Here is an 11,147-nt window from a genome sequence, read left to right as displayed (position 1 = left end):
TAATTAATTGGTGTAATTTAAGCCCTTCGAAGAAGGTATAAAGTGCTTAAACTTTCACCCTTTAGGGTTTATGTTATGCAGTTTTCTAGGATTAGTAGGTATACTTTCCTCCCTTCATATTCCTTAAGTACTCAATGTTACCTACGTAGATGTACACGTAGTCCCTCCCATTAATCCTCTTAACTGTGATTGCCCCCCTTCGCCAACGCTTGGCATATTTATCCCTCTCTTTGAAATTTTAATCAATCATGGTTCATCGCTATGGCCCCTTCCTCTATATATAGATAAGTCTTTCCGCTTATCGTCTCTTCTTTTTACGGCATAGATGAGGGCGACGGGCATTATGGACTGAAGCTTATTCGAGTAAAGGTAAAGGTGATACTTGAGGCTAGGAACTTTATGTTGACTATACATGTTCCCGGTTTAACCCTATGTTACCCTTATCTACATATACATTTATAATTAAATATACTTGCAGTAGCCTACTCCCGCAGACCATGCAGAAGGCAGAGCCTTCAAGGTTAGAATACGCAAACAGGGTAAAGAATAATACATTTTAGTATGCATAATGAACTATGAAACTTTACTGAATTAAAAATTGTAATTTAGAAGGGTTTAATAAGAAGTAATTTATAAAGATAAATAGGTGGTTTGATTTGAGTTGTCAACCATACGTACTGTATTATGGGAGTGACTTCTTCAACAAGATGAGGAAGGTATACGGGATAGGGATGCTTGAGAAACCTCTGCTAAAGATATTTAAAAAGTATGGAGAAGAAGTAAATTTTCTGAATAGGGATCAAGCAGCAGAGCTCTTAAATTCTGTAAAAGGACAAGGCTCCGTTACGGTAAATAATGCTCAGGTCATGAAGAACCTGTTTGAGGCTCTTTTCCTTCCAACGGCTCTAATATACTCCTATCTCAAAAAACTTTCCTTTTCTGAAGCCGCAGAGGCTAATAGCTTCATCATAATGGAGTTCATGGGATCACAGTCGAGACCCATGAAGCTTACGCCTCGTATAGTCTACATGTGGTTCATAATTCCAAAGTCAGAAGAAGGGTGCAAAAGATCTGAGGATCTGATGAAGAAGATTAAGCAGGATACAGGCTCTGTGCCCATAAGTCGAGGAGAATGGGAAGAGTTGAGGCCATTAATTGAGAAGTTTTCAAGGGCTCTTCCCGTTTACGGTTCAGGAGAAAACCTATGGGAAAAGATTTAGTTAATGCCTTAACATTGATCTCCGTCTATTTATTGGTTCTATTTAATGTTTAATGACGAATGCAAAAAGCAACTTTACCGACACAACTGATCACTAGGATTGAGAAAGGGCTTTAATTATTTCAGAACTACACCAACTGATATTTTAAATTAATTCAACCGAAATGCTACTGGGGCATACATAGATTAATGATCATATAATGAATATCCCTCGTTACTACCTCCTATTAGTTTCAGTCTATTGCATTGAATCTGAAACATCTTGCCTTACATATAATTCTATAAATTAAAAATTTAGGTAGTTTTAGCATGGACCATGCAGGTGTAATTTGATTGAAGTACATGCTTGGAGTGCCTTGGGTCATCGATTGTTGACATTAGCCAACCCTGTATCCTTCATTTTATGACTTAAAATAACTTAAAAATATTAAGTTTTGGCTACTTCCTTATACAGACTTAACGTGATTATCCTTATGATAAAGATGATAATATCCATTGATGTTCGATGTACCATATAGAGGACATTGCAAAGCACCTTATGTTTTCCTGCTTTTCTATTCTCTATTAGAAGGGCTAAAAATATGGCTTCCTAAGGAGACTTAAGAGCATCATTTAGTGATTATATGGAACTACTTTAAAGTGAGGGGAGGTTTAATGTGGCAGGTTAAAAGTATACGGATTAATTTGCTGCGTAACTTACTATGAAGTTAAGTAACTGTGATATCTTATACCTGCTAAGGTACCAGAGGACTCTACCACCCATACCCCTTGCCACAAGCCCCCTACCTAATTGGGCATGTGCAGTGGCCACAAGTAACTTAAGGGTTCTCCTATCATTAACTGCTGTGGATCCATGATGCATGTGGTGGCTCATTGTAACCCACGGCATCATCCTTATGCCGCTGTAGTAGAGTAGTAGGCCTAGTGTTGTTTCATCACTAATGTAAAGCCTAATGCCGGGTTCAATGTTCTTAAGCGACTCCTCAATCTTACCTAGGATGCTTAGGTTAATTGAATCTAGGAGCGGCTTACTCAACCTAACCGCCTGCTTAGGGCCGATGAAGAATACTCCTTTCCAAAAGCCTGGAATCCTGTAGCCGTAAACCTCAATACTCTTCCCATTAACATTAATATCACCAAGCTTAATACTCCTACTTAGGAACCTTGCCCTACCCTTAGTTTCATAGTCAAGCACAGTATAGTAATTGAACTTACTAACTAATTCATAATCAGCCTCAGCTAATTCACCTTCAAGTAGGTTATCACTATCAACAACTAGGGCATCCAACCCCTCCTCCCTAGCATCCCTTATAATCCTCATGAATGTTAAGTTCCTATCACGCCAATTACCATACCTGACCTCAACATACTCGGGAAGAATCCTCCTAAGTAACTCCACCTGCTTATCCTTAAACACGTTATCAACATAGACAATGCTACGTTTAACGTTAAGTAGCCTAGCGTTAACAATGAAGTAATCAATGACCTCATGTATCCTGTAGAATGGTAAGTAAGTTATTAGTGCATCCACGGTAAGCCCATTATCAGTAACTTAATAAGATTTTCCATGAAGCAGTAAACCACCCAACGAAAGCACTATACTTAAGGCTTAAAAACCCGGCATAAACGCGCTTCTGATCGACTTTGAGCAGTGAAGGTCAGGCAACCGAGGCTAAGCCTGAGGAGGCTCAGCAGGCTCAGGAGGGTGCTGGTGCGCAGCAGGTTGAGGCTAAGCCAAGTGAGACTGAGGTTAAGCCTGAAGAGAGGAGGCCTACTTTACTTGATGAGTTAAGTAAGGTTAACTCCAGGAGGCCTAACATTCCTATTAATGTACTTAAGCTGCTTAAATTATCCATAAGGATGCGTAGGGGGAGGTACGACTTCATTAGGTACTATAATAAGGAGCATAAGATTAGGCTTGAGGATTCACCCTGGAGGAGGCCTAAGGGTATTGATAATAAGATTAGGATGAAGAGGAAGGGTTACCCACCCATTGTTAACGTGGGTTACAGGGGGCCTAGGAGTGTTAGGGGGATTCACCCAAGCGGCTTCATTGAGGTTATTGTTCATAATCCTGAGGAATTATCGAAGGTTAACCCTGAAACCCAAGCCATTAGGATAGCGTCCACAGTGGGTGTTAGGAAGAGGATTGAGATAATTAGGGAGGCTGTTAGGAGGGGGATTAGAGTGCTTAATGTTGATAAGAGGACTAGGGAAGCCATAAGGGAGGTGACCTGACGTGGACTTAAGGGGAACGGTGGCCAGGTTGCTTAATGTCCCGAAGTCAAGGGTTGTGATTAAGCAGGAGGCCCTTGAGCAGCTTGAGGAGGCTATAACTAGGAATGATGTGAGGAGCCTAATGAAGGAGGGGTTAATTGAGGTTAAGCCCAAGAAGGGTAATAGTAGGAGTAGGTGGAGGATTATTCATGAGAAGAGGAAAAGCGGTAGGAGGAGGGGTAAGGGGAGTAGGAGGGGTACTAGGAAGGCTAGGGGTGCTGTTGGTAAGGAGGTTTGGGTACCTAGGATTAGGAGGATTAGGAGGTTCCTAAACACGCTGAAGCATAAGGGCGTTATTGATAAGGCTACTTGGAGGAACCTATATGGAATGGCTAAGGGAGGCTACTTTGAATCATTAGCGCACTTAAGGACTTACATGATTCAGAATGGGATTACTACTGAGGATAAGATTAAGTCAGCCTTCAGGGGTGGTTCATAATGGCAAGTAGCGGTAGGTATAAGGTTAAGTTCAGGAGGAGGAGGGAGGGTAAGACTAATTACTATAAGAGGAGGATTATGGTAATAAGTGGTAAACCAAGGCTGGTTGTAAGGTTCAGTAACCGTTACGTGATTGCTCAAGTGGTAGTATCAGCACCACAGGGGGACTTCACCGTAGCTGAGGCGAATAGCAGGGAGTTAGTTAAGGAGTTTGGTTGGCTTGGTGGAACTGGAAACACACCTGCAGCATACCTAGTGGGTTTACTTATTGGATATAGGGCATTACTAAAAGGCATTAAGTCAGCTGTTCTTGATGCTGGGCTGCATAGAGTCACTAAGGGTGGTAGGTTATTCGCAGTGGTTAAGGGTGCCGTGGATGCTGGATTAGAGGTGCCTCATGATGAGGAGGTCTTACCAAGTGAGGATAGGTTAAGCGGGGAACATGTAGCTCAATATGCATTAAACCTAAAACAGTCAAAGCCAGAGTTCTACAAGATAAGGTTCTCCAAGTACATTGCAAGGGGGCTTGAGCCTGAAAACATTAGTAAACACTTTGAGGAGGTTAAATTAAAGATAATGGAGAAGTACGCTAAGAGCGAGGCTAAGGCAGAGGAGGATTCGCAGTAATATTACCTTATATAAATTAACCCCATACCTTAGCTTCAGCAGTTTTCTGTAATGCTTGATTGGAGGCTATGTATTGTAGCAAATGGCTCTTCACTTTAAATAATGGTAAATAATAAGCCTTGCTTCCTTTAAGTGAGGTAATTAAGTGGTAATTTTATCTAAGTATTGTAGGCGGCTTTTAATCATAACCCTACTTAAGGATAATGTGGAGTTATGGGTATTAACGCTGCTATTTGTCATAATTAAAGGCATTAACCTATGAATAGTTTAGTAATTACAGCTAATGCAATATCTAGTGTATGGGTTAGGTAAATAATAATCAAGGCGGTAGAATATAGTTTAATTAGGGGGGTAATGTTTAAAAGAGGGTTATTACGAGGCTATATATGATGTGGTGGGAAATGCGGGAAACATGCCAAGGACATTAAACGTCACCGTGGCTAAGGTAGGCGGCTCCCTGCTTAAGCCAGGTGACGTTGAGAAGGTTTTAAGTAAAGTCATTGAGAGGCATTTGGTTGATGACAGTAAGTTAATTCTCGTTGTCTCAGCTATGAAGGGTGTTACTGACCTCCTAATTAGGGCATACGATGAGGGTAAGCCGTATTTAATAAGGGATGCAATCCAACCATACTTAAATGAGGCATTTAGGCTTGGTTTAAGTAAACTAGGCAAGTTAATTGAGGGTGTGGGTGAGAGGCTGGAAGCATTAGTTAACGTTAGGGAGCCATGGGTTAGAGATAACGTTATTGTACATGGTGAATTACTATCAGTAATGCTGATTGAGTCAATCCTCTACAATGAGCTTGGTGTTGATGCAGGAGCTGTGTATGATCCAGGAATAATGACTAATGAGGATTGGGGTAAAGCCTCAGTACTGGGTGTTAGTGCACACTACGTTAGGAATAGGTTAACTTGGGCCTTATCCAGGAGGAGTATTGTGGTTGCTCCAGGTTTCCTTGGAATTAGCCTAAACGGTAGGTTAACATCATTGGGTAGGGGTGGTAGTGACTACACTGCCTCATTAATAGCAGCATACATTAATGCCCCAAGGTTAATCTTCTACACTGACGTTGAGGGTATAATGACTGGGGATCCTAGGATAATAGGTGATGCTAAGGTAATACCAAGCCTAACCCATGAGGAGGCCTACGTAGCATCATTAACGGGTGCTAAGAAGTTCCACCCAGGTACGTTTAAGCCGCTGATAGACAGTAACATTAACGTCATGGTAACTAACCCGTGGTCAAGCAATGGTACGTCAATAATATCAAGGTGCGTTAACACGCCTAAATTAGTCTCATTATCTAATGTAGATTCAATAGGCTTAATTAACCTTAAGAGTGGTTACGCAGTTACTGTGGTTGGCTGCGTAATGGGGCTTGATGAGTATAGGAGGGAGGTTTACCTAATAATGAGTAGCTACGACCCAGTGGATGTAATCAATGATACTGAGGGTAATGCTGTATCAACAATAATTAAGGATCAAGACAATGCGGTTAAGTTAGCTAAGGACCTGCATAAGTGGGTGGTTTCATGGATAAGGTGAAGGTTTCAATACTTGGGGCCACAGGCCTAGTGGGGCAGTGGATGGTTAAGTTACTTGAGGATCACCCATACATTGAGGTGGCCGCCCTCTCAGCCTCACCAGGTAAGGTTGGGCAGAGGTATGGTGATGTTGTTAAATGGTTCATAGAGGGTGATGTTCCTGAGTATGCTAGGGGGATTAAATTAACCTCAACGGACCCAGTGGATCAAAGGAACGTTGATTTTGTATTATCAGCTTTACCTAATGATGTTGCTGAGCCAGTTGAGGCTAAGCTACTTGAGGCTGGTTTAAACGTAATATCTAATGCTTCCCCAAGGAGAATGGACCCCAATGTACCGTTAATAAACCCTGAGGTGAATTGGCAGCATCTTGAGGTTTTAAGGGAATCAAAGGGGCCTTGGCTCATTAAGAACCCCAACTGTACATCAGCCATAGTGACCTTGGCGATAAAGCCCTTGGCCAACCACATTAGGGAATTATATGTAACCACACTTCAAGCGGTTTCTGGGGCTGGTTACATGGGTTTATCGTACCTAGCCATTGAGGGTAACGTAATACCCTTCATTAAGGGTGAGGAGGATAAGATAGCTGCTGAGTCGAATAAAATGCTGGGTACTATGGGTAAGGGTAAGTATGAGCCATGGGGTAGGCCTGTTAGGGTTACTTCAATAAGGGTTCCGGTTAAGTATGGCCACATGGCATCAATATTCATGGTAATGGATAAGGAGTACAGTGTTGATGATGTTAAGCATGAGTTAATTAACTTCAAATCGCTACCCCAGGAGGCTAACCTACCAACCGCGCCACCTAGGCCAATAATAGTTTCCAATAGGCCTGATGCCCCCCAGCCGGCTAGGGATTTGGATCACATGGCTGTTACTGTGGGTAGGTTAATGGCTTCAAGTAACATTGTTAGGATGGTTGCCTTAGGCGATAACCTGGTTAGGGGTGCTGCTGGTATAACTATATTAACCTTAGAGACTATGAAGGCTATGAAGCTTATTTAACCACTTAATACACTTCATACAGCTTCCTAGGGTTTTATGGCTACTTAGGGAAAGGTTTATATAGAAGCGGCTTCTGGGGATGCATATGTCAACAGCTCAACAACCTAAGACTGGTGTTCCAGTAGCCATACTTAAGGAGGGTAGTTCAAGGACAACTGGTGCAGATGCCAGGAGGAGTAACATAATGGCTGCTAAGGTTATAACTGAGGTTCTTCAAACAAGCCTTGGACCTAGGGGAATGGATAAGCTGCTCATTGATGCCTTCGGCGACGTAACGATAACTGGTGATGGTGCAACAATACTTAAGGAAATGGAGGTTCAGCACCCGGCAGCTAAGCTACTTGTTGAGGTGGCTAAGGCGCAGGATGCGGAGGTTGGTGACGGTACAACCACGGTGGTTGTCCTAGCGGGTAAGCTCCTTGAGCAGGCTGAGATACTTCTCGATGAGGGTATCCACCCAACCATAATAATTGATGGCTTTAAGAAGGCCTTAGACTACATAAACTCCACGATAACCGAGGTACCGAATCTAATATACCCAGTTAACTTGAGTAATAGGGATGAGGTTGCTAAGATTGTCGCCAACTCACTGAGCAGTAAGGTTGTCGCTGAGGCTAGGGATTACCTAGCTAAAATTGTCGTTGATGCCTCATATGTGGCTGCTGAGCAAACAAACGGTAGGTACAACCTTGACTTGGATTGGATTAAGGTTGAGAAGAAGAAGGGCCAGAGCCTATATGAGACCCAGTTCATTCAGGGTATTGTACTAGATAAGGAGGTTGTCCATCCAGGTATGCCTAAGAGGATTGAGAACGCTAAGATAGCTGTCCTAGATGCACCACTTGAGATTGAGAAGCCTGAGTGGACCACTAAGATTTCAGTCTCATCACCGCAGCAGATTAAGGCGTACCTTGAGGAGGAGGCTAACATACTTAAGGGTTACGTTGATAAGCTTAAGGAGATAGGGGCTAATGTAGTCATTACGCAGAAGGGTATTGATGAGACTGCACAGCACTTCCTGGCTAAGGCTGGTATTATGGCTGTTAGGAGGGTTAAGAGGAGTGACATTGAGAAGCTGGCTAAGGCCACTGGGGCTAGGATAGCCACAAGTATTAAGGACCTTAAGCCCGAGGACCTTGGCGCAGCTGGATTAGTTGAGGAGAGGAAGGTTGGGGAGGAGAAGATGGTCTTCGTTGAACAATGCCCCAACCCAAGGGCAGTTACAATACTAATTAGGGGTGCCGCTGATAGGGTTCTTGATGAGGCTGAGAGGTCAATAAACGATGCGCTACACGTTACAAGGGACCTATTCAGAGATCCAAGAATAGTACCAGGTGGTGGAGCCTTCGAGATTGAGGTGGCTAGGAGGCTTAGGGAATGGGGTAGGAAGCTTCCGGGTAAGGAGCAGTTAGCAGTAATGAGGTATGCTGAGGCCGTGGAGAAGGTTCCAGAAATACTAGCCTTAACGGCTGGCCTAGACCCAGTGGATGCTATAGCTGAGTTGAGGAGTAGGCATGATAAGGGTGAGCTTGACGCTGGTGTGGATGTGCTTGGCGGCAAGATAACTAGGATGAGTGAATTAAACATATGGGACCCATTAATAGTTAAGATGCAGGTACTGAGGAGTGCCACTGAGGCTGCAATAATGGTGCTTAGGATAGATGACATAATAGCCGCTGGCCAGACTAAGTCATCTGCAGGAGGCAAGGGTAAGACTGGTGAGGAATCAAAGACCGGCGAAGAAAGTGGATCCAGTAGCAGTAGTGATTAATTAAAACTAAGTTAACTAAGGTTATAGGTTTAATTTCTTTTCTCATTCTTACCGTAACGTGCCCTTCAAATTCAAGTGAATTAATAATTAATTAGGATTTGCTTAAGCAGAAGTAATTTATACTGGAATATTGCTTCACTCATTATGAGGGGTTGGACAGGTAGGTTAATTAGGGTTAACTTAAGCCTAGGTAAGTACTGGATTCAAGATATTGATTCATCAATACTCATGAATTATGTGGGTGGTAGGGGTTTAGCCGTTAAGTTGCTTTGGGATGAATTACCAAGGGGTATTGATCCACTTAGCCCATTAAATAAGCTAATAATTGCTGCGGGGCCATTAACAGGTTACCCAGGCCCAAACACGGGTAAACTAGTGATCGCTGCTAAGAGCCCATTGACTGGTGGTTACGGTGATGGTAATATTGGTAGCTGGGCTTCAGTTCACCTTAGGAGGGCTGGCTTTGATGCAATGATTATTGAGGGTGCTTCAAGTAGGCCCATTTACCTATACGTGGAGAATAATGATGTTGAGTTAATGCCAGCTGATGACCTATGGGGGTTAGACACCTTCACCACTGAGGATAAGTTAAGGAGGATTCACGGCTCTAATGTGGGTATGCTGATAATCGGCCCAGCTGGCGAGAATGCGGTTAGGTTCGCCACTGTGGTTGCCCAGAAGGGTAGGAGTGGGGGTAGGCCCGGTATGGGGGCTGTTATGGGTAGTAAGAGGCTTAAGGCCATTGTAATAAGGGGCACTAAGCCACTCCCCCAGCCTGCTGACCCAGCTTTAAGTAAGATTGGGGTTGATGCCGACTTGGCGGCTAAGGCTAAGCAGAATTACGGCTTTTGGCTTAGGCAGGGGACAACAGCCACAGTGGAGTGGGCTCAGGAGGCGAGTGTACTCCCCACATTCAATTACAGGGAGGGGCAGTTTGACCACTATGATAAAATAGGAGGCGTTATGGTTGAGAAAAATAATGTAACCACTAGGTCCTGCCCAAACTGCATAATGCCCTGTGGCCACGTGGTTAAGGATACTGAGGAGCAGTTATCGGAATTGGATTACGAGAATATTGCAATGCTAGGCAGTAACTTAGGCGTAGGGAACCTGCAGGAGGTTGCTTACTTGAATAGGTTGGCTGACATGATGGGGCTTGATACAATAAGCCTAGGCTCAACATTAGGCTGGGCCATGGAGGCCACGGAGAGGGGGCTTATTAGGGATGGCTTAGAGTGGGGTGATTACAGGAAGGCTGCTGAAGTAACCCTAGATATAGCCTACCAAAGGACTGAATTAGGTAAGCTACTTGGCCTGGGGGTTAAGGGTGCTTCAAGTAAACTTGGTGGTGGGTCAGGGGATTTTGCAATGCATGTTAAGGGCCTTGAGGTAAGCGCCTACGACTGCCACGCGGCGCCAGGCATGGCCCTAGCCTTCGCCACAAGCCCAATTGGCGCCCACCATAAGGATGCATGGGTTATTTCCTGGGAGGTTCAGACTAATAGGTTCGCCTACAGTAGGGATAAGGCCCTTAAGGTAATTGAGCTACAGAACATTAGGGGTGGTTGGTTTGAAGTTATGGTTGGGTGTAGGCTACCGTGGGTTGAAATAGGCCTTGAATTGGACTGGTATTGGAGGATGTATAAGGCTGCAACCGGCCTTGAACTGGATCTTGAGGGGGTTGCCAATAGGGTTTACTCACTCATTAGGGCATTCTGGATTAGGGAATATGGGGGCTGGTCTAGGGATTATGATACGCCACCCATTAGGTGGTTTAAGGACCCATTAACCAAGGGCCCACTTAAAGGCACTAAGTTAGACTACAATGCCTACCAGCAAATGCTGACCTGGTACTATGAGGCTAGGGGGTGGGATGATAGGGGGATTCCAAGGAGGAGCACCCTTAGGAGGCTTGGATTAAGCCACGTTATAGATGATTTAAGTAAGGTGGTTGAATTAACAGAATAACACTGATCATTGCGGTTTAATTACGTAAGTTATTTCACATAGTGTGAATTAAGTTAAGGCTACGCCCCTCATTTAATACTTAAAAGCATAATCCTAATCATTACTGTGCGTAGGGCATTGGTAATTTATAGGGATAGGAGCGCCATATGGAGTGGTTCTGAAAGGGTAATGGGGTACTTGGTGCGTGTCCTTAAGGAGCTTAACCATGAGGTAACTTTAATTACATTTGATGGAGTATGGGATAATAACTTCCCAGGCCCTAAGCCTGATAGGTTAATGAGCAGCCCAGGCCCT

At 43.8% G+C, this 11,147-nt stretch carries 10 protein-coding genes; 9 read left to right on the top strand and 1 reads right to left on the bottom strand.

Annotation, left to right across the window (positions count from 1 at the left end; translation table 11 throughout):
- The first annotated feature begins 656 nt into the window (after window positions 1-656).
- Window positions 657-1,220 carry a hypothetical protein gene (locus BP896_RS09685; RefSeq protein WP_291767916.1) on the top strand — a complete coding sequence of 188 codons (564 nt, stop codon included), beginning with the start codon at window positions 657-659 and terminating at the stop codon, window positions 1,218-1,220.
- Between the two features lie 678 nt (window positions 1,221-1,898).
- Here BP896_RS09685 and BP896_RS09680 read toward each other — a convergent pair.
- Window positions 1,899-2,750 (bottom strand): hypothetical protein, encoded by an 852-nt coding sequence (locus BP896_RS09680; RefSeq protein ID WP_291767914.1) that lies wholly within the window; start codon window positions 2,748-2,750, stop codon window positions 1,899-1,901.
- A 113-nt stretch (window positions 2,751-2,863) separates the two neighbouring features.
- Between BP896_RS09680 and BP896_RS09675 the strand changes: the two genes are divergently transcribed.
- From BP896_RS09675 to BP896_RS09640, 8 genes are all read left to right on the top strand, one after another.
- Window positions 2,864-3,457, top strand: a complete 594-nt coding sequence (locus BP896_RS09675; RefSeq protein WP_291767912.1) for a 50S ribosomal protein L32e — start codon at window positions 2,864-2,866, stop codon at window positions 3,455-3,457.
- Between the two features lies 1 nt (window position 3,458).
- Complete coding sequence (locus BP896_RS09670) at window positions 3,459-3,935, top strand: 50S ribosomal protein L19e (RefSeq protein WP_291767910.1); 477 nt, start codon at window positions 3,459-3,461, stop codon at window positions 3,933-3,935.
- A complete protein-coding gene (locus BP896_RS09665; protein ID WP_291767909.1) occupies window positions 3,935-4,561 on the top strand; it encodes a 50S ribosomal protein L18 in 627 nt (208 codons plus the stop codon). Before BP896_RS09670 ends, BP896_RS09665 begins: the two co-directional genes overlap by 1 nt.
- A gap of 391 nt (window positions 4,562-4,952) precedes the next feature.
- Complete coding sequence (locus BP896_RS09660; protein ID WP_291767908.1) at window positions 4,953-6,107, top strand: aspartate kinase; 1,155 nt, start codon at window positions 4,953-4,955, stop codon at window positions 6,105-6,107.
- Window positions 6,095-7,114 carry an aspartate-semialdehyde dehydrogenase gene (asd, locus tag BP896_RS09655; protein WP_291767906.1) on the top strand — a complete coding sequence of 340 codons (1,020 nt, stop codon included), beginning with the start codon at window positions 6,095-6,097 and terminating at the stop codon, window positions 7,112-7,114. Before BP896_RS09660 ends, asd begins: the two co-directional genes overlap by 13 nt.
- An 85-nt stretch (window positions 7,115-7,199) precedes the next feature.
- Window positions 7,200-8,885 carry a thermosome subunit alpha gene (gene thsA, locus BP896_RS09650; RefSeq protein ID WP_291767904.1) on the top strand — a complete coding sequence of 562 codons (1,686 nt, stop codon included), beginning with the start codon at window positions 7,200-7,202 and terminating at the stop codon, window positions 8,883-8,885.
- Between the two features lie 144 nt (window positions 8,886-9,029).
- Window positions 9,030-10,853, top strand: a complete 1,824-nt coding sequence (locus BP896_RS09645; RefSeq protein WP_291767902.1) for an aldehyde ferredoxin oxidoreductase family protein — start codon at window positions 9,030-9,032, stop codon at window positions 10,851-10,853.
- A 105-nt stretch (window positions 10,854-10,958) separates the two neighbouring features.
- Window positions 10,959-11,147, top strand: a 189-nt coding sequence (locus tag BP896_RS09640) for a hypothetical protein (RefSeq protein ID WP_291767900.1), incomplete at its 3' end; no start/stop codon positions are given.

This window comes from Caldivirga sp. UBA161, from assembly GCF_002506515.1.
GTDB lineage: Archaea > Thermoproteota > Thermoprotei > Thermoproteales > Thermocladiaceae > Caldivirga.
This window is presented reverse-complemented; position numbering and strand designations above follow the sequence as displayed.